Annotated in this window: 21 protein-coding genes; 6 read left to right on the forward strand and 15 right to left on the reverse strand. The window is 69.4% G+C overall.

Going from position 1 to position 18,465, the window contains the following annotated elements; genetic code table 11:
- Nucleotides 1-80: 80 nt before the first annotated feature.
- Together hfq and hflX are read left to right on the forward strand one after the other, a co-directional pair.
- Nucleotides 81-332 carry an RNA chaperone Hfq gene (hfq, locus tag OUA97_RS01985; protein WP_183770024.1) on the forward strand — a complete coding sequence of 84 codons (252 nt, stop codon included), beginning with the start codon at nt 81-83 and terminating at the stop codon, nt 330-332.
- Nucleotides 329-1,642: a GTPase HflX gene (hflX, locus tag OUA97_RS01990; RefSeq protein WP_267230081.1), complete on the forward strand. Its 1,314-nt coding sequence runs from the start codon at nt 329-331 to the stop codon at nt 1,640-1,642. Before hfq ends, hflX begins: the two co-directional genes overlap by 4 nt.
- Here the strand turns inward: hflX and OUA97_RS01995 are convergent.
- From OUA97_RS01995 to OUA97_RS02015, 5 genes are all read right to left on the reverse strand, one after another.
- Nucleotides 1,639-2,646 carry a zinc-dependent alcohol dehydrogenase family protein gene (locus OUA97_RS01995; protein WP_267230083.1) on the reverse strand — a complete coding sequence of 336 codons (1,008 nt, stop codon included), beginning with the start codon at nt 2,644-2,646 and terminating at the stop codon, nt 1,639-1,641. The two genes, hflX and OUA97_RS01995, sit on opposite strands and share 4 nt — an antisense overlap.
- Nucleotides 2,647-2,728: 82 nt before the next feature.
- Complete coding sequence (locus OUA97_RS02000; RefSeq protein ID WP_267230084.1) at nt 2,729-3,679, reverse strand: LysR family transcriptional regulator; 951 nt, start codon at nt 3,677-3,679, stop codon at nt 2,729-2,731.
- Between the two features lie 84 nt (nt 3,680-3,763).
- Nucleotides 3,764-4,573 (reverse strand): nucleoside triphosphate pyrophosphohydrolase, encoded by an 810-nt coding sequence (gene mazG / locus OUA97_RS02005; protein ID WP_267230085.1) that lies wholly within the window; start codon nt 4,571-4,573, stop codon nt 3,764-3,766.
- 3 nt (nt 4,574-4,576) lie between these two features.
- Nucleotides 4,577-5,941 (reverse strand): MFS transporter, encoded by a 1,365-nt coding sequence (locus tag OUA97_RS02010; protein WP_267230086.1) that lies wholly within the window; start codon nt 5,939-5,941, stop codon nt 4,577-4,579.
- Nucleotides 5,942-6,035: 94 nt separating this feature from the next.
- Nucleotides 6,036-6,536: a hypothetical protein gene (locus OUA97_RS02015; protein ID WP_267230087.1), complete on the reverse strand. Its 501-nt coding sequence runs from the start codon at nt 6,534-6,536 to the stop codon at nt 6,036-6,038.
- A 194-nt stretch (nt 6,537-6,730) separates the two neighbouring features.
- Between OUA97_RS02015 and OUA97_RS02020 the strand changes: the two genes are divergently transcribed.
- Nucleotides 6,731-6,907: a YegP family protein gene (locus OUA97_RS02020; protein WP_267230088.1), complete on the forward strand. Its 177-nt coding sequence runs from the start codon at nt 6,731-6,733 to the stop codon at nt 6,905-6,907.
- Here the strand turns inward: OUA97_RS02020 and OUA97_RS02025 are convergent.
- The 10 genes from OUA97_RS02025 to OUA97_RS02070 all read right to left on the reverse strand — a co-directional run bounded on the left by OUA97_RS02025 (nt 6,904) and on the right by OUA97_RS02070 (nt 16,910).
- Nucleotides 6,904-7,917, reverse strand: a complete 1,014-nt coding sequence (locus OUA97_RS02025) for an LLM class flavin-dependent oxidoreductase (protein WP_267230089.1) — start codon at nt 7,915-7,917, stop codon at nt 6,904-6,906. The two genes, OUA97_RS02020 and OUA97_RS02025, sit on opposite strands and share 4 nt — an antisense overlap.
- A gap of 56 nt (nt 7,918-7,973) precedes the next feature.
- A complete protein-coding gene (locus OUA97_RS02030) occupies nt 7,974-8,801 on the reverse strand; it encodes a flagellin (protein ID WP_267230090.1) in 828 nt (275 codons plus the stop codon).
- Nucleotides 8,802-8,987: 186 nt separating this feature from the next.
- The gene (locus OUA97_RS02035; RefSeq protein WP_267230091.1) at nt 8,988-9,581 is read right to left on the reverse strand and encodes an outer membrane protein; all 594 of its coding nucleotides are present in this window, start codon (nt 9,579-9,581) and stop codon (nt 8,988-8,990) included.
- A 106-nt stretch (nt 9,582-9,687) separates the two neighbouring features.
- Entirely contained in the window at nt 9,688-11,037 is a 1,350-nt protein-coding gene (locus OUA97_RS02040; protein WP_267230092.1) for a TolC family protein, read from the reverse strand.
- The gene (locus OUA97_RS02045) at nt 11,034-11,930 is read right to left on the reverse strand and encodes an efflux RND transporter periplasmic adaptor subunit (RefSeq protein WP_267230093.1); all 897 of its coding nucleotides are present in this window, start codon (nt 11,928-11,930) and stop codon (nt 11,034-11,036) included. Before OUA97_RS02045 ends, OUA97_RS02040 begins: the two co-directional genes overlap by 4 nt.
- The gene (locus tag OUA97_RS02050) at nt 11,927-12,670 is read right to left on the reverse strand and encodes an ABC transporter ATP-binding protein (RefSeq protein ID WP_267230094.1); all 744 of its coding nucleotides are present in this window, start codon (nt 12,668-12,670) and stop codon (nt 11,927-11,929) included. Before OUA97_RS02050 ends, OUA97_RS02045 begins: the two co-directional genes overlap by 4 nt.
- A gap of 8 nt (nt 12,671-12,678) precedes the next feature.
- Nucleotides 12,679-13,812, reverse strand: coding sequence for an ABC transporter permease (locus OUA97_RS02055; protein ID WP_267230095.1), 1,134 nt, complete (start codon nt 13,810-13,812; stop codon nt 12,679-12,681).
- 63 nt (nt 13,813-13,875) lie between these two features.
- Entirely contained in the window at nt 13,876-15,051 is a 1,176-nt protein-coding gene (locus OUA97_RS02060) for an ATP-binding protein (protein ID WP_267230096.1), read from the reverse strand.
- A complete protein-coding gene (locus tag OUA97_RS02065; RefSeq protein ID WP_267230097.1) occupies nt 15,048-15,740 on the reverse strand; it encodes a response regulator in 693 nt (230 codons plus the stop codon). Before OUA97_RS02065 ends, OUA97_RS02060 begins: the two co-directional genes overlap by 4 nt.
- A gap of 72 nt (nt 15,741-15,812) precedes the next feature.
- Nucleotides 15,813-16,910: a serine hydrolase domain-containing protein gene (locus tag OUA97_RS02070; protein ID WP_267230098.1), complete on the reverse strand. Its 1,098-nt coding sequence runs from the start codon at nt 16,908-16,910 to the stop codon at nt 15,813-15,815.
- Between the two features lie 177 nt (nt 16,911-17,087).
- Between OUA97_RS02070 and OUA97_RS02075 the strand changes: the two genes are divergently transcribed.
- From OUA97_RS02075 to OUA97_RS02085, 3 genes are read left to right on the forward strand one after another with little or no spacing between them, the layout of a single operon-like run.
- Nucleotides 17,088-17,381, forward strand: a complete 294-nt coding sequence (locus OUA97_RS02075; RefSeq protein ID WP_267230099.1) for a hypothetical protein — start codon at nt 17,088-17,090, stop codon at nt 17,379-17,381.
- The gene (locus tag OUA97_RS02080) at nt 17,378-17,815 is read left to right on the forward strand and encodes a Spy/CpxP family protein refolding chaperone (protein ID WP_267230100.1); all 438 of its coding nucleotides are present in this window, start codon (nt 17,378-17,380) and stop codon (nt 17,813-17,815) included. The genes OUA97_RS02075 and OUA97_RS02080 overlap by 4 nt, the downstream gene beginning before the upstream one ends.
- Nucleotides 17,812-18,396, forward strand: a complete 585-nt coding sequence (locus OUA97_RS02085) for an RNA polymerase sigma factor (RefSeq protein WP_267230101.1) — start codon at nt 17,812-17,814, stop codon at nt 18,394-18,396. Before OUA97_RS02080 ends, OUA97_RS02085 begins: the two co-directional genes overlap by 4 nt.
- The last annotated feature ends 69 nt before the right edge of the window (nt 18,397-18,465 follow it).

The following is an 18,465-nucleotide window of genomic DNA, read 5'->3' on the forward strand; positions in this document are numbered from 1 at the left end:
CGGTCATGTCCGCCGGTCTAGCCTCATGCATGTGTGTGGGAGGCGTCTTGCCTCCCGAACAGAAAAAAGGGCGACAAGCCATGTCCGGCAACGAAAAGAAACAGAACCTCCAGGACACGTTCCTGAACAGCGTCCGCAAATCGAAGACGCCGCTGACGATCTTCCTGGTGAACGGCGTGAAGCTGCAGGGCGTCGTGAGCTGGTTCGACAATTTCTGTGTGCTGCTGCGCCGCGACGGCCAGTCGCAGCTGGTCTACAAGCACGCCATTTCCACCATCATGCCGGCCCAGCCCGTTCAGCTCTATGAACCGGCGGAAGACGAGGGCGATTGACCTCCAAGTCCATCGATCGTGAAGCGCCCCCTCAGGGGGCGCTCGTTATTCATCCCCAGCGAGACGGCCGCGACTCGGCGCGCAGCTCACAGGCGCGCCTGGACGAGGCCGTCGGCCTTGCGCTGGCGCTCGACCTGGAAATCCGGGACGCGATCATCGCGCCCCTGCGCAAGCGCACGCCTGCGACGCTGTTCGGCAGCGGCAAGGTCGACGAGATCGGGGAGCTCTGCTTTCAGCTCCAGGTCGACGTCGCGGTCGTCGACGACGCCCTGACGCCAGTCCAGCAGCGCAATCTGGAAAAGGCGTGGCAGGTCAAGGTGATGGACCGCACGGGGATGATCCTTGAGATCTTCGCCCGGCGCGCCCGCACCCGCGAGGGCATCCTGCAGGTCGAACTGGCCCGCCTGTCGTACGAGCGTTCGCGGCTGGTTCGCACCTGGACCCACCTGGAACGCCAGCGCGGCGGCTTCGGGGTCATGGGCGGTCCGGGGGAAACCCAGATCGAGACCGACCGCCGGCTGCTGGCCGAAAAGATCGGCAAGCTGAAGCGTGAGCTGGTCGAGGTGCGGCGCACCCGCAACCTGCAGCGCGGGGCGCGCCAGCGCCATCCGTTCCCGGCGGTCGCCCTGGTCGGCTACACCAACGCGGGCAAGTCGACCTTGTTCAACCGCCTGACCAAGGCGGACGTGATGGCGGCGGACATGCTGTTCGCCACCCTTGACCCGACCCTGCGGATGCTGGACCTGCCCGACGGCCGCCCGGCGATCCTGTCGGACACCGTGGGCTTCATCTCCGACCTGCCGCACGAATTGGTCGAATCCTTCCGCGCGACCCTCGAGGAGGTGAAGGAGGCCGACGTCATTCTGCATGTCCGCGACATCGCCAGCGAGGAGACGGAGGCCGAGGCCGAGGACGTCCGGACGGTGCTCGACCGGCTCGGCGTCGACGTCGAGGAGCGCAACGTCATCGAGGTCTGGAACAAGGCAGACCTGCTGGAGCCCGAGGACCGCGAGCAGGTCGCCGGCGATGCGCGGCGCCATCACCCGCCAGCGGTCATGGTCTCGGCGGTGAGCGGCGAGGGCTGCGATGCGCTGCTGGCGGCGATCGCGCGGCTGGTGGACGACGCGCCGCCGGTTTCGGTCAAGCTGACGGCGGCCGATGGCGCAGCGATGGCGTGGCTGTACCGGCACGGCCGGGTCATGGACCGCGTCGACGACGAGGATGGCGGATCGCGCATCGCGGTGCGTCTCAGCCCGCAGGCTCTGGGCCAGTTCGAGCAGCAGTTCCCGCAGGTCGAGCTTACCCACTAGAAGGTCAGCACCACCTTGCCGAGGTGGCCGCCAGCCTTGAGCGCGGCCAGCCCGCCGACGAAGTCGTCGGCCGGCAGGATCTGGGCGATCGGCGGGTGCAGGCGGTGAAGCTCGAACGTGCGGACCACCTCTTCGAAGCTGGTCCGGTGGCCGGCGGTGGCGACCCGGATCGTCACGGCGCGGCGGATGGCCTCGTAAATGTCGATGTCCGCATGGGTGTCGGCGGCGTAGCCGACCTGATGCAGCAGCCCGCCCGGTTGCAGCGCCTGAAGGGATCGGTTGAGCGATGCGCCGCCGGCCACGTCGACGATGACGTCTGCGCCGCGACCTCCCGTGGCGCGCAGCAGGGCCACGGGCCAGTCGGCGGCTTCGGAATCGATCACGGCATGGGCGCCGAGGGCGACCAGCGCCTCAGCATGGCGCGCGCCTCGGGTGGCGACGATCACCTGGGCGCCGCTGGCCTTGCCGATCAGGACGGCGGCGGACGACACGCCCCCGGCGCCCTGCACCAGCAGGACCTCGCCGGGGCGCAGCCGACCCAGCACGTGCAGCGAATGCCAGGCGGTGACCGCGGCGACCGGCAGGGTTGCGGCTTCCTCCGGCGAGAGATGGGCCGGCGCGCGCACCGCCTCGTCCTCCTTCAGCATCACCAGGTCTGCCAGGACGCCGTCGGACGGCCCGCCCAGGCGGCGCATCGCGGTTCGGGCGCTGATCGGTCCGTCGATCCAGTCGGGCAGGTAGGTCGGGCAGGCGAGGTCGCCGACCTTGAAGCGGCTGACCGCAGAGCCGACTGCGACGACCTCGCCGCACCCGTCCGAGACCGGGATCAGGGGGGCGGCGACACCGATGTGGTAGTGGCCGGAGGCGATGGCCGCGTCGCGATAGTTCAGGGCGACGGCGCGCATCCGCAGGACGACGTCGTGCGGCCCCGGATTCGGATCGGGGCGCTCGACCATGCGCAGGTCATCAAGGGCGACGTGATCGATGTAGGACCAGGTTCTCATGTGGCGGCTTCCAGTTGGGGAGAGACGCCGGTGAGCCTAGGTACGGCCTATGGATGCGTGAAACGCATTGTCGACATGGAAATCATGCGTCTGTCGCATCGTTTTCGACGATCATCTCGGCCGACAGGAAGTCGCTCAGCGCTTCGACCGGCAGGTCGCGTGGATTGCTCCGTCGCCAGACCGCCCAGTATTGACGCTGCTCGCGGGGGTGCAGAGGGCGCAGGTGCAGGCCCAGATCCGTCTCCAGCGGCGCGGCGGACCAGCGGGTGATGACGCCGACCCCGTGGCAGGCGCGCGCCAGCTCGGCGATCGCCTCGGTCAACTGCACGCGCCAAACCTGGCCAGGCGCCGCGCCGCCGCGATCGCGAACCGAGGCGCGTAGCAGTTCGACATCGTCGTCCGGGAGGTCGTGGATGAGCAGGGTCTGGTCGGCAAGGTCGCTCCAGGCCAGGCGCGGGACCGCGGCCAGTTCGTGCCTCGTGCCGAGCAGGGCGACGATCTCCAGCGAGAACAATGCTTGCCGGGCGAAGCGCTCGTCGTTCGGCGGGCGCGAGGTGATCACCACGTCGACCTCGTCGGCGGCCAGGGCCTCGATCACCCGGCGGGTGGCCTGGAAGGCGACCTGGACGTCCAGCTGCGGCCGGTTGGCGCCGAAGCGGGCCAAGACCGCGGCCAGCCAACTGTAATAGGTGTGGCACGCCGCGGCCACGCGCAGCGGCGTTCGTTCTTCCTTGCCCGCAGCGAGGTCGGTCTCGGCCTCATGCAGGTCGCGCAGCACCCGCTCGGCCACCGCCAGCAGCCGCAGGCCGGCCGGCGTGGGCGCCATCTTCTTGCCGACCCGGTCGAACAGCCGTGCGCCTAGATCGCGCTCCAGATTGAGCAGTTGATGGCTGAGCGCCGACTGGCTGAGGTTCAGCCGCCCGGCCGCGCGCGTCACGCCGCCTTCGCCGGCGATGGCCTGGACCAGCCGCAGATGCCGGACCTCCACGACGCCACGAGACAATGGCGCAGACGCGACGGGCGAGATGGCCATGGCGATCATCCATGAGGTCGCCGCATGGATCGCGGCGGTGAATGATCGAAATCTATCATCCCGGACGGCGGAGGCCTATCGGGGTCAGGCCTTCTCCGCGGCCTTGGCGGCGTCCCAGAGGGCGTCCATCTCGGCGAGGTCGGACTGCTCGGCGCTCTTCCCGCGCTTGGCGAGTTCGGCCTCGATGAACTGGAAGCGGCGCACGAACTTTGCGTTGGTCGAGCGCAGTGCGTCCTCGGGCTCCAGGTCCAGCTTGCGGGCCAGGTTGGCGCAGACGAACAGGATGTCGCCCAGCTCGTCGCGCATCCGGGCGACGTCACGACCGGCGGCGATCTCGTGCTCCAGCTCGGCGGTCTCCTCGCGCAGCTTGTCGAGCACGAATGAGACGTCCGGCCAGTCGAAGCCGACGCGCGCGGCGCGGGCGGTCAGCTTCACGGCGCGGGTGAGGGCGGGCAGGCCGGTCGGCACGTCGTCCAGCAGGCTCTGGTTCTTGCCCTTCTTGGCCCGCTCCTGAGCCTTGATGACCTCCCAGGCGCGGGTCTGTTCGGCGCTGGTGCGTTGCTCGTCCTGCCCGAACACGTGCGGGTGACGGCGGATCATCTTTTCGGAGATGGCGTCGGCCACGTCGTCGAAGGCGAAGGCGCCCTGTTCCTGGGCCATGCGGCTGTGGAACACGACCTGCAGTAGCAGGTCGCCCAGTTCCTCGCGCAGGTCGTTCAGGTCGCCGCGCTCGATGGCGTCGGCGACCTCGTAGGCTTCCTCGACCGTATAGGGGGCAATGGTCGCGAAGGTCTGCTCCAGATCCCAGGCGCAGCCGCCGTCAGGGTCGCGCAGCCGCGCCATGATGGACAGCAGGCGGTCGATGGGGCGCTGATCGCTGGGATTGGAGCTCATGGACTATTCGGCGGCCTCGGCGAGTTCGGCGTCCTTCATATCGCGCGCCGCCAGGGCCGCGCGAATCTCCGCGTGGCGCTCGGAGGTCAGCGGGAAGCTCCAGACGATGACGCTGGCGGCGATCGACATGGCCGCGGGCACCGCCGCGAACAGGATGGCCAGGCCCTGGAGGCCGGTGTCGACGCCCTGGCCCTTAGGATCAAAGCCCATGGCCTGCAGCAGCGGGAAGCTGATGCCGACGGCAGCCGCCGAGCCGACCTTCACGGTGCCGGAGAGGATCGCGTAGAGCAGGCCGGTACGGTCGACGCCGCTGGCCAGCCGCTCCTCGTCGCCGATGTCGGCCATCATCGCCCGCAGCAGGAAGGCGCCGGCGGCGTAGGGCACGCCGATCAGGAACATCAGGATAGCCGCGGGGATCATCGCGCCTTGCGGAATCAGCAGCGAGCACAGGGTCAGGACGGCGTAGACGACGCCGGAGACGGCCAGCGCCCTGTGCTTGGAGATCTTGTACGAGAGCCAGGTCCACAGCGGCGCGCCGACCAGGCCGCCGATGAAGTAGATCAGCAGCAGCATGCTCGCGTCGGCGTGGGTGAAGCCTTTCACCCGGCCGAAGAAGAAGAAGAACAGCGCGCCGGTGATCGCCGGGCCAGTGCCGATCAGCAGGTCGGCGACCAGGATGCGGACCACGCTCGGGCGCTTGAACAGCGCCAGGTACTCGCGGAAGCCCGACTTCTTGACCTCGGAGGCGACCTGGGGCTCGGGGACGCGCCACAGGGCCAGGCCCACCGTAATCGGTAGCAGCACGACGATGAACCAGCCCATCGCCTGCACCCCGGCGCGGTGTCCGGTCACGCCGAGCATCGGCAGCAGGGCCGGCAGGGTGAGCACGAAGATCATGCCGACGACGTTGCCGGCTTGCCACCAAGCATAGATCCGTGAGCGCTGGTCGTACTGCGGCGAGAGCACGGCGGCCCAGGCCAGCTGCGACAGGCCGGCGATGGAGACGCCGGCATAGACCACCAGCAGCCAGAGCCAGAGATAGCCGGTGGAGACGCCGGGCTTGGCCATGAACAGCATGTAGGAGGCGAGCATCAGCAGCGGCGCGCTGATCGCGAACCACAGCTTGAAGCGGCCGAACCGCGAGCGCGTGCTGTCCATGACCCCGCCGATGTAGGGGTCGAAGGCCATGTCGAGCAGGCGCACGAGCATGAACGCCATGCCGACGGCGCCGAGGCTGAGGCCAAGTTCGTTCGCATAGTATTCGGGGAGGTAGACCACGAGCGGCAGGCCAAGGCCCGCGAGCGGAAGACATGGCGCCGCCAGCGCCGCCAAGGTCCAGTTGGAACGCCGTTCCGCCTTTGCGGTCATTTCACTCATCCCCTAGGCGCTTCCGGATCTACTGGCGTCCGGCGAGCGGCGCGATGTGAACCCTCAGCCCCTAGGGTGGCAAGGCCTTTCGGCGTTAGCGGCGAGCGTACACATTGCCGCGGCCCAGCTGATAGGCGAAGCGGTTGATCGCGTACTCGGCGTCCGACCATGTGGTGGTCAGGCGCGACTGGCGAATGTCGGTTTCGTACCAGTCGTAACGGACGGGGGTGACCTCGCCGTCGACCGAAATGGCCCGGCCCTCGATCTTGGCGCCGCCGACACCGAAGCTCTCCATCGACAGGCCAGGCGTGTCGCCGAGCTGCTTGAAAGTGGGCCGGTTCGGCCGGGCGTCGACCAGGGTCAGCTCCAGGCGGCCGCCGGCGAGAACACCGGTGCGATGCATCTCGCGCTCGACGTCCTTGCGCAGCTCGGCGGCCAGGCGCTCGACGTCGCGCACGCCGTATTCCTCGGCGGCTTTCTTCTGCAGCTCGGGGCTGAGCTTGACCTCGACGCTGGCGACGGTCGGCATCGGCTCGGCGATCGCCGAACCGGCGAGCGCAAGGGTGGCGAAGGCGGTGAAAAGCAGGGCGCGCATGACGGGCTCCAGGCGAAAGGACGACACAATCTGTCTGACTAGATGGGGCGCACGACCGCCTGTCGCAAAGCCATCATCCAAGCGTGGCCTTAGTGTGGCGCGCCGCGCCGGGATCAGGCTTGACCTGATTGGAGCGGCGCCCAAGTCTGCCCGGCAGGGGATGGGCATGTTCAATTGTAAAACGGAGACGACCTGTGGCGCACAAGTTCGAAATCTATAAGGACAAGGCCGGAGAATTCCGGGTTCGCTTCAAGTACAACAGCGAAACGATGTTCTCGACCGAAGGCTATTCGTCGAAGGCGAGCGCTCAGAACGCGATCGATTCCATCAAGAAGAACGGCCCTGGCGCTGAAGTCGAAGACAACAGCTAGGCCGGCGCGTCCGCCAGGCGTGCGAGTTCGTCGCGCGCCTGAGCGGCGATCTCGAACGACCTGACCCGGGCGGTGTGATCGTAGACCTGGGCGGTGACCATCAGCTCGTCGGCGCCGGTCCGGCGCACGAAATCGGCCAGGCCCTGACGCACACGCTCGGGCGAGCCGACGATCGAACAACTCAAGCTCTGCCGCAGCATCGCCCCGCCGATTTCGTCTAGGCGCCCGTCCGGATCGTCGACCGGCGCCGGCAGCGGACCGGGACGGCCTTGGCCAAGATTGATGAAGGCCTGCTTGAGCGAGGTGAACAGGCGCTGGGCCTCGGCGTCGGTGTCCGCGGCCGTGATGTTGACCCCGAGCATCACCCGCGGCTTGTCCAGGTGCTCCGACGGGCGGAACTGGCTGCGGTAGACGTTCAGCGCCAGCTCCAGCTGGGCAGGGGCGAAGTGCGAGGCGAAGGCGTAGGGCAGGCCGAGCGCAGCGGCGAGCTGGGCGCCGTAGGTGCTCGACCCCAGCATCCAGAACTCGACGTCCAGGCCAGCCCCGGGCACGGCGCGGATGATCTGGCCCGGCTTGACCGGTTCGAAGTAGTTCATCAGCTCGATCACATCGCGCGGGAAGTCGTCGATGTCGCCGGCCAGGGTCCGCCGCAGGGCGCGCGCGGTGGCCTGGTCCGAGCCGGGAGCTCGCCCGAGGCCAAGGTCAATGCGGCCAGGATAGAGCGAGGCGAGGGTGCCGAATTGCTCGGCGATCACCAGCGGCGCGTGATTGGGCAGCATGATGCCGCCGGCGCCGACCCGGATCGTGGAGGTCCCCTCGGCGACGTAACCGATGACCACGGAGGTCGCAGCGCTGGCGACCCCGGCCATGTTGTGGTGCTCGGCCAGCCAGAAGCGCTTGTAGCCGAAGCGCTCGGCGTGCTGGGCGAGGTCGCGGCTGTTGCGCAGCGACTGAGCGGCATCGCCGCCTTCGACGATCGGCGAGAGATCGAGAACCGAGAGATCAACCATCAGCGCGATATAGGCGCTTGCAGCTCCGCTGGGAGGGGGCGATCGGAAGATCGCCGCTAACGGAACAGGGCGAGCAGCAGCGAGGGGCCCTGGTTGGCGATCCGCAACGCCTGGATGGCCAGCTGCATCTTGACGTCCAGGGCGGTCAGCCGGGCGCTTTCCTTGGCCATGTCGGCGTCGACGAGGTTGCCGATCCCGGCGTCGTAGCTGTCCTGCAGCTTGGCGCTCATTTCGAGCTGGCGGTCCAGGGCCTTGCCGCCGACTCCGAGCTTCGACATCGCGGCGGACACTTTTTGCGAGGAGGCCTCCAGCGCCCGGATGTCGGCGGAGGTGACACCGCCCATCAGATTGGCGAGCGTCGGGGAAATGGCCCCGCCGGTCGTGGATAGGTCGATGTGGTCGACGTTGATCGTCGCCGTCGCCTTGGTGTTGGCCAAGGCGCGGATGTTTCCGGTCGAACCGGCCGAGATCAGGTTCACCCCGTCGAAGCTGGCGTTCGACGCCACTAGGTCGATCTGGCGGCGCAGGGCGACGTACTCGTCGTTGAGCGCCTGGCGGCTGGCGGTGCTGAGGCCGGCCTCGGTGGCGGCCAGCGCCTTTTCCTTCATCTGGGAGAGGATGTCGGAGATGGTCTCGCCGGCGGTCATCGCCGTGTCGACGATGGACTGTCCGCGCTGCAGCGAGCTCATCACGGCGTCGAGGGACTTGGATTCGGCCCGCATGTTCTGGGCGATCGCCCAGATGGCGGGGTTGTCCTTGGGGCCGGCGATCTTCAGGCCGGTCGAGATGCGCCGCTGGACCTGAGCGTATTCCGTATTGATGGCGTTGAGGCTCTGCAGCGCGATCATCGCGCTGGTGTTCGTATTGACGCTGTTCAGCGGCATGACGAAGCCTCGGTTCCCGGAGGCGGACAAACGTGTCCGCAGGGCGTTTTGCCCCGGATGAAACCTACTCACGCGAGCGTTGCGAGATTGTTACCGCACGCGGTTAAGGCGCGGCGGGGCGGCCCCGGGGCATGGGGGCCGCCCCTGCGGCCGCGCGCAATGGGGAGCGCGCGCGGCCGCATTGGCTCAGAAGCGGTAGGCGGCGCTGACCAGCAGGCGGTCGCGCTTGCGGTCGCCGTCGAAGTCGGTGCGGTCGTACTCGGCCCGAACGGCGATGTTGTCGGAGACCGCGTACTCGGCGCCGAGGCCGAACAGCTTGCCGTCGACGTCCTTGTCGCTGCGGATGACCGCCGCGTTGTTGGTGAAGCGGATCTCGCGCTCGAAGTTCTGACGCGCCCAGCCTGCGCGGCCGTAGAGCATCAGATTGTCGGTGGCCAGGAAGCCCAGGCGCGCGGTGAGGTCGTAGCCGCGGCCCGGATCGACCTTGACGCGCGCGGCGTCGACCCGGCTTTCGATCTTCTTGTCGCCGCCGCTGATCCCGGCTTCGGCGCCGATCACCACCCGTTCGGACACCCGCAGGTCGTAACCGGCGAAGGCGCGATAAGCCAGGCTGCTCGCGTCGTTGTCGGCCTTGCGGGCGAAGCCCGGAATGGCGTCCTCGGACTGGATCTTCGATCCGCCGATGCCGGCGCCGACGTGGAAGCCTTGGAACGGCTCGGCGCTGGCGGCCGTGGCGCCGAGCGCGAGCGCTGCGACGAGGGGGCTGATCCAGAATTTCATAGTCAAATCTCCTCGGAAGCACGGTCGCAACTCGACCGTGCGAGAGTGCAGATGAGCCCCTAGTGTGGAGCTTGGGCGCAGTGTGCGCAGAGCCGCGGCGAAGGCCTCAGAGCGTGGGGCTGGCATCGGCCGAGCGTCCCCCGAGGATCGCCGCCTGGGCGAGGATCGAGGCGTCGATCAGGGCGCGCCGGGCGCTGGCTTCGGCGTCGCGGGCGTCCACCAGCGCACGCTCGGCGTCGATGGCGTCGAGCCGCGCAGCGGTCCCTGCGGTTAGTCGCGACTGGGCCAACTGAAGCCGCTGGCGCGCCAGCGATACGGCTTCGCCTGCAGGCGTTTGCCTGGCCCGTGCTGCGGCGCCGAGCGCAAGCGCCGCCGCCAGATCCGACTCCGCTGTGATGATCGCCTTGAGGTAGCTCACCTCGGCGTCGGCCGCTTCCGCGGCGGCCTTGTCTGCGCGCGCGCCGGCCCGGCCGCCGTCGAACATGGCCCCCTCGATCCTGACGCCGGGCGTGAGCGTCAGGCTGCGCCGCTCCAGCAGGCCGGAGAGGCTGTCCTCCTGGCCGCGAAGGGCGGCGCCGAGCGAAAGCTTGGGTCGGGCCGCACGGATCACCGCCAGCCGCCGGGCGTCGGCCGCTTCCAGTCGCGCCGCGGCTGCGGCGACGTCCGGGCGTTTTTCCAGGTCGGTGCTGCTGAGGCCGTCCGGCGCGAACGGCGCCAGGTCGTACAGCGGCATCGGCCCGGCGGCGAACGGTTCGGACGAGGGGCCGGCTAGCGCGATCAGTCGCTGGCGCGCGATCAGTCGTTCGCCCAGCGCCGCATGGTGTTCGTCCTCGATGCGGGCGAGATTGGCGCGGCGCTCAAGAGCCTCGTCCTTGCTCGCGCGCCCGGCGGCGATGCGGCGTTCGACCAGGGCCAGCCCTTCGGCCTCCATGGTGCGACGCGAGTCCAGCCGTCCCAGCCGGTCTTCGATCGCGGCCAGCGCCAGCCAACTGCGCGCAGCTTCCATCGCCAGGATCGCGCGGGCCGCTTCGACGTCCAGCTTGGCCGCCTCCGCGTCGGCGCGAGCCGCGCCCGTCGCCGCGCGCACCTCGCCCCAGAGATCGATGGTCCAGCGACCGACCAGGTCGAGGTCGGCCGCGCCGCGCGAAGCGCCTTCGCCCGGGATGGACCGGCCGGCCCCGCCGCTCAGGGTGAGTTCGGGCCAGCCTTCTGAGCGCGCGGCGCGCAGGGCGGCGTCGGCGGCCTTGGCCCGGGCCAGGGCGGACTTCACGTCCAGCGAGCCCAGATCGGCGCTGCGCAGATAGGCGGCGAAGCCCGGATCTCCGAGGTCGTAGGTCCAGGCGATCGTTCCTGTTGGCGCCAGCTGCGCCGAGCTGACGGGCTGGCCGCCCCCCGAAAAGCTCGCGCACCCGCCCAGCGCCAGGGCACCGGCGGTGATGATCAGCAGCGTCCTCACGGCATCACCCGCACGAGCACGCGCTGGCCGATGCGCAGATTGTCGCTGCCTTCGATGGCGACGACCATCTCGACGACGCGGGTGTCCTGGCGCTCGTTGGGGTCGTCGCTGGCCAGCTTGCGCGAGCCGAACACCTCGCCCAGCCGCAGCACATGACCGCGGAACGACTGTTTCTCGTCGTACTCCAGCAGGACGTCGGCCCGCTGGCCGGCCTTCACGCCGGCGACGAACTGCTCGTCCAGCTCGGCCCGGACGATGCGCGGCGAGTCCGGGGCCAGCAGGAACAGCTCGGTGACGTTAAGGGTGGAGGCGCCGTCCCCTGGCTTGGCCGAGCGGCGGACGATGCGGCCGTCCAGCGGCGCGCGGACCTGTCGGGCCTCGATCTCGAACTCCTGGGTCTTCAGCTTCTGCGCGGCGACTTCGACGGCGGCCTTGGCGGCGGCCAGTTCGCCGCGCTGGACGCGGGCCTCGTCCATGGCCTTGTCGGCTTCCTGGCGAGCGACCGCGTCGACCTCGCCCAGTCCGGCCAGGCGCTTGGCTTCGCGCTCGGCGGCGTCCGACCTGGCCATCGCGGCCAGCAGCCGGGCCCGGGCCTCGGAAAGATCCGCCTTGGCCTGGGCGACGCTGAGGGCGGCCTGTCGGCTGTCGATCTGGGCCAGGACCTGGCCCTTTCGGACCCGGTCGCCTTCCTCGGCGAAGACGTCCTGGATCAGGCCCTCGCGCTGGGCGGCCAGGCGGATGACGCCGCCTTCGACGTCGATCTTGCCCTTGGCCATGGCGACGGGTCGCGAAGCGGGAGCCGGCTCGGCCTTAGGCTCGGACTGGCCGCAGGCGACAAGCGAGCCGGTCAGGACCGCCGCCGCGGCGACGGTGGAGAGGAAACGCATGATCATGAGTGCTGGTCTTCGGGAATGAGGGAGGGGGCCGCCGCGGGGTCCGGACGCTCGTCGGCGACGATGCGGCCGTCCTCCATGTGCAGGATGCGGTCGGCGAAGGAGAGCAGGCGGGGGTCGTGGGTCACGCAGAGCACTGCGGCCCCCTGTCTGTGGGCGATCTCGCGCAGGAGCCCGACCACGGCCAGGCCGTTCTGGGAGTCCAGCGCGCTGGTCGGTTCGTCGGCGAACAACAGCTGAGGCTGCTTGGCGAGGGCGCGGGCGATGGCTACCCGCTGCTTCTCGCCGCCCGACAGCTCCATCGGCCGCAGGTGCATCCGCGGGCCCAGGCCGACCGCCTCGAGCGCCGTCTTCGCCCGCGCCATGGCCTCGCTGGAACGCACCTGCATGCATTCGAGCGTGAAGGCGACCTGTTCGGCCGCGGTGAGCGCGTTGAACAGGTTGAAGCCCTGGAACACGAAGCCGGTATGTTCCAGCCTGAACGCATCCCGCTGTCCGGCCTTGAGGCTCCAGAGCGGGCGGTCCAGGGCGCGGACCTCGCCGGTGTCGGGGGCGGTGAGGCCCGAGAGGATGGCCAGCAGGGTGCTCTTGCCGCAGCCCGACGGGCCGGCGACCAGGGTCAGGCAGCCCGGCTCGACGGCGACGTCGACGTCGAACAGCACCTGCGTGCGGACCTTGCCGACCGTGTAGGACTTGCTGACGCCGCGGGCGGAAATGGCGGGATTGAAGGTCTTGGTCATCGGAAGGCTCACCGGAGGAGCGCGGCCGGATCGGCCTTGGAAAGCTGGCCCAGGGCGATAAGCCCGGACGCGAGGGCCACCATCAGCACCAGGCCCAGGCAGCCGCCGACGATGAGCGGCGACAGCGCGATCGGCACGTAGGCCAGCTTGGCCAGCCAGAGGATCAGCGCCGAGACGATCCCGGCGATCGCCATGCCCGCCAGGCCGACCCACAGCGCCTGCTGCAGGACGATGCCGCGCAGCAGCCGGCCCGGCGCGCCGAGGGCCCGCAAGGTCGCGTACTCGCGGATGGAGGCGGCGACGGCGGCCATCAGGGTCTGGCTGGTGATCACGATGGCGACCGCCAGGGCGATCAGCGACGAGACCCCGAAGGCGGTGCCCATGCCGGATTCGAACAGCCAGAAGTTGGTCGTCCGGTCGGCGAAGTCTCGGGCCGTCCACGCCTCGTAGCGGGCGAGCGGTCCCTTGGGCGACAGGTCCTTGCGTACGGCCTCGGGATCGGCGCCGGGCCGCAGCTTGACGAGGAAGTAGGCCACGTCGTCCGTCTCGTGCAGGCCGGGGTCGAGATACCGCGCGGTGCTGAGCGAGGAGATCACGTTGATGCTGCCGAGGCCCCGCAGGCCTTCGGTAAAGCCGACCACGCGCACGCGCTTGCCGTTGATCTCGGCGGACGAGCCGATCTCGACGCCGAGCTTCTGTTTGTCGGCGACGTCGACCAGCACCGCGTCCGGCGTGCTCAGCCGATCACGCAAGGCGGGCGAGACCACGTCGGCGAAGGTCAGCGATCCGGCGCGCGGGTCGATGCCGGCCAGGACCACGGCGATGTCGCCGGCGCCGGGGCGCGAGCGCCAGACCCCGCCGGCCCAGGAAAACGGCTCCGTGCGGGCGACGTCGGGATGCATGCGCACCAGCGATTCCGTGCGCGATGAGATGTAGCGGCCCTGGTCGATGCTGGGCGTGCCGGGAAAGCCGACCCACAGCTCGGCGTCCGAGCGCTCGATGTAGACCGCGACGGTCGCGAATATCCCGACCGCCAGCGCAGCCTGGGCGAGCAGCAGGACGCCGGAGAAGGCGACGGCGAATATGGCGGGCGCGAAACGCCGCCACTCGTAGATGATGGATTTGCGGGCGAGGGGGATCATGGCGCCCAGGTCGCGTGGGACCATCGGGCGGCGGTGGTGAGCGCGTGAAGTTTACGTGGAGTCCTAGGCCGGAAGGCGGATCTCGAAACAGGCGCCGCCGCCGGGGCGCGCGAAGGCGATCGCCGATCCGCCGTGGGCCTCGGCGATGGCCTTGACCACCGCCAGGCCCAGACCGGTGCCGCCGGCGTCGCGCGAGCGGGATTCGTCGGCCCGCCAGAAGCGTTCGAAAACGCGCTCCTCGTCGCCCACGCGCAGGCCTGGGCCGCGATCCAGCACCCGCAGATAGACCATGCCTTCGCCGCGCCGGGTTTCGACCCGCGCCACGCCGCCGGTCAGGGCGTAGCGGCGGGCGTTCTCCAGCATGACCAGCAACACCTGGCGCAGCCGCGCCGGGTCGGCCCGGACCGGCGCCGGGCGCAGGTCACGTTCGATCGTCAGTCCCGCCGCGGTGAAGTCCGGGGCCAGAGCGTCGACCGCCGCCTCGATCTCCTGGGCCAGGTCGAGATTGGCCGGCTGCAGAAGGAGCCGGCCGGCCATGGCCAGGCTCAGGGTGCGCAGGTCCTCGACGATCTGCGTCAACGAGTCGACCTGCAGGATCAGTCCGGCCAGGCCCTTGCTGTCGGGCACGAACACGCCGTCCGACATGCCTTGCAGTCGTCCGCGCAGCACCGTCAGCGGGGTGCGCAGCTCGTGGGCGATAGCCGCTACGCTTTCGCGCATGTCACGTTCGGCGCGCTGCATCTCGTCGGCCATCAGATTGAAGTCGGCGATGAGTTGGTGGGTTTCGCCGGCGCCGCCGCCGAACTCGGGTTGCACGACGCGGGCGCCGAGGTCGCCGCCGGCGACGCGGCGGGCGGTCGCCGCCACCCGGTGCAGCGGCTCGCTGATCCGCCGCGCGAACCAGAGCGCGGCGGCCACGCCTGCGGTCAGGGCCACCGCTCCGCAGATGGCCAGGGCCGCCAACTCCATCAGGCTGAGCCGCGTCTCCAGCCCCTTGTGGACATCGAGCAGGACCTGGAAGTCCGTCGGCTGCGGCGGGCGGTTGGCCTCGATCGCGTTGTAGGCCGCCAGCGCCTGGGGCGGCATCTGCAGCCGCAGGATCTTGTCGAGGATCAGATAGTACAGCGCCATGCCGCCGATCATGATGATCACCGACAGGGAGACGACCGCGGTCATCGCCGCGACCAGCTGGGCGCTCAGCTTCCAGGGCCGACGGGGCAGGCGGCGCAGGCGGGTCATGCCAAGTAGGCCAGCCGATAGCCGACGCCGCGCACGCCTTCCAGCAGGTCGGTGGCCCCAGCCGCCTCCAGCTTCCGACGCAGATTGGACACGTGACTGTCGACGGTCCGCTCCAGGGCGTCGCCGTCCGGGAGACAGGCGTCGAGCAGCTCGGCGCGGCTGAACACCTTGCGCGGCGTGCGCGCCATGTGTTCGAGCAGCCTGAACTCGGTAAGCGTCAGGTCCAGCGCCTTGGTCTCGGCATCACCGATGACCGCGACCGAATAGGCCTGCGGATCGATCTCCAGCGGGCCGAGGCGCAACAGATGACTCATGCCGCGGGCCTGAGTCCGGCGCAGGACCGCGCGGGCGCGGGCCACCAGTTCGAGCGGATTGAAGGGCTTGACCACATAGTCGTCGGCGCCGATGCGCAGCGCCGAGAGCTTGTCGAGGTCTTCGGCCAGCGCCGTGGCCATGATCACCGGCGTGTCGCCGCGCCGACGGATCTCGGCCAGGACCTCGAAGCCGTCGGCCTTGGGCAGCTTGACGTCGAGCACGACGAGGTCGGGCCGCAGCATCCGGTGGTGCTGCAGGGCCGTCATGCCGTCGCCCGCCCGGACGGTTCGAAAGCCGTCGCGGCCAAGATAGGCCTCGAGGATCTCGGCGATTTCGGGCTCGTCTTCGACGATCAGGATGAGGGCGTTGTCCATGTGGGCCACGAGCCGGGCGATTGTGGAGATTTCGCGCAGAACCCGGCCAGCCCATGCGCACGCGCGGAACGCCTAGAGCCGGTCGGCGCCTGCGTATAGCTTGAGGAGGTCCAGCGCCAGTCCCTGGGCGGCGCGTCCTCCAGGCCCGGCGGCGTTGGCGGCGGTCAGGACCGCCAGCCCACGTTGCGGTCCGACGATGACGACCGAGTGCCAAAGCGTGTTCGAGCCTTCGTGCAGCAGCACCGGCCCGCGGGCCCAGGGCCGTTCGGCGATCACCCCCCAGCCGAAGGCGTAGTCGTTCGCCTCGCCCGCCGCCGGCGTCGTCAGGGCGCTGATGCTGGCGCGGGTGAGGAAGCCGGCTCCGTCAGTAAGGAACAGCCGCGCGAACCGGGCGTGGTCGGTCAGCGACATATGCGCGGTCCCGGCCGGGCCGAGGACCGCGGGATTGTCTGCCTCCGGCCGCTGCGGATCGATCGCCTCGCCAACGCCGAGCCCGGCGAACTGGCTGCGGTGGCCCCAGGGCTGGTCGCCGCGCGGCGCTCCGAACCCGGCCGACTCCATGCCGAGCGGCTCGAACAGCCAGGTCCGCATCGCGTCTTCCCAGGCCTGTCCAGTGATCCGTTCGATCGCCGCGCCGACGATCACGTAGTTGACGTTGGCGTAGGCGAACCTTCGATCACGTCGGCGGGGCGGGGCGCGTAGGGCCCGCGCCGCCAGTTCACTGCGCTGGTCGGCGGCCAGCGCGGGCGCCGCGCGTGCGCTCGCAATCCATGCGGCGTCAACGAGACCGCGGTCGCGAAGGCCGGATCGATGCCGCAACAGATCAGCGATAGTGACGGCGTCCCACGCGCCGTCGAGCCGCAGGTCCGGGAACAGGTTCGTCAGCGGGACGTCCCAGCGGGCGAGCTCGGCCTGCACGAGGCGGGCGAACAGCGCTGCGGTCATGGCCTTTGTGTTGGAGCCAATATGCCAGCAGTCATAATGGCCTATTGCGTCTTCTTGAGAACGTCGCCGGATCCCTCCGGCGCCCGACCAGACCACGCCGTTGCGGTTTACGACGGCGGCAGCCAGGCCGGGGGCGCGGGATTTCGACAGTCGCGCTTGCAACAGCGGCGCGGCCTTTGGCGTCAGGTCGCTCAGGGGCGGTTCGGCGGCGTCGACGACAGGCATGGGCGCTCCTCGGTAGGGCGCCTCGTCTTGCCGCCGGACTGTGGACGCTCAGTGGATGTCGGGTGGCGCCGGGGTGGATGCAACCGTTGCGCGCTCGACGCTGCGATGCATCTGCCAAAAGCTGAGGGATTTGCGTGGTCGTCGCGTATAGATGGGGTGACGTATTCGGAGTCGTCGATGAACCAATCGCTGGATGAACTGGTCGAGGGCCTGCGATCCCAGGGCCTGGATCGTGATCTGAGCCAGCTTGAACCCGTGGTGTGGCGGCGGATCGGCGGCGCGCGCATCGAGCGCGCCGCGGCGTTCGGGTTTGCGCCTGTTCGCATGGCGACGCTGGTCATGGCGCTGGTCGTCGGCGCCGCGGTCGGCAGCGCCTCGGCGGTGGCCTCGGTCGCCGCGCCGAAGGAGACGTCGGTCTTCGCCCTGGATAGCCGGCTTGCGCCTTCGACCCTGCTGGAAGCGCGTCGGTGAGCGGTCTGCGAAGCGCGATCCTGACCGTGCTGTTCGCCGCGCTGGCCGCCGGGCTCGGCGCCTGGGGCGGGGCCACATACGTGCTCAACGCCACGAAGGAGCCCTCGCTGCATGAGTTTATGCACGAGAAGCTCAGCCTGAGCGCCGAACAGGGGCGCCAGCTCCAGGCGATCGAGCGGGAGTTCTCCATCACCCGCAGCGCCCGCGAAGCCGAATTGCGCATGGCGAACGCCGAGCTGGCCGGCGCGATCAACGCCAAGCACGAGTACTCACCCGAAGTGCGGATCGCGATCGAGCACTTCCACGATGTGATGGGCGAGCTTCAGAAGGAGACGGTCGTCCATATCCTGCAGATGCGGGCGATCCTGACCCCCGAACAGGCCGCGATCTTCGACAGACGCGTGTCGGAGGCCCTGACCGAAGACGCGAAGTGACGGGTTCCGACGAGGAGTCCGACGCCGAGCTGGTCCGTCTGGCGCTCGGGGGGGAGGATCACGCCTTCACCCAGCTCATGCGACGCCACAAGGAATGGCTATATCGCTTCGTCCGCCGGTACGTCGGCGACGCCGATTCCGCCTACGAGATCGTCCAGGAAAGTTTCGTCGCCGCCTGGCGCAATCTGGGGCGCTACGACGCCGGCCGCTCGTTCGCGAGCTGGATTCGGGCCATCGCCCTCAACAAGTGCCGCGACCGCGGGCGGCGCGAAGCTGTGCGGCGGGCTTTCTTCGGGGCCGATCCGGGCGGCGAGGCGGTGGCCGCCGCGCCCGATCCGCAGCCCCGCGCCGATAGCGGTCTGATCGCCGCCGAACGACGGCGGGCGCTCGACCGCGCGATCGCTTTGCTGCCGGCCAAGCTCAAGGAGCCTCTGATCCTCACGGTGTTTGAGGAACTGTCCCAACAGGCCGCCGGCGAGGTGTTGGGGGTTTCGGCCAAGACTATCGAGACGCGGGTCTATCGCGCCCGCCGGCGGCTGGCCGAATTGCTGGAGGTCGAAGATTTGGTCGGGCGACCCTGAGGGGAAACGGCGGGGCGCGCGTATTCTGTTTTGACTGCTCGCTTGACCCTCCCACGATGGGAACCCGTT

Source organism: Phenylobacterium sp. 58.2.17 (assembly GCF_026411515.1).
Lineage (GTDB): Bacteria > Pseudomonadota > Alphaproteobacteria > Caulobacterales > Caulobacteraceae > Phenylobacterium.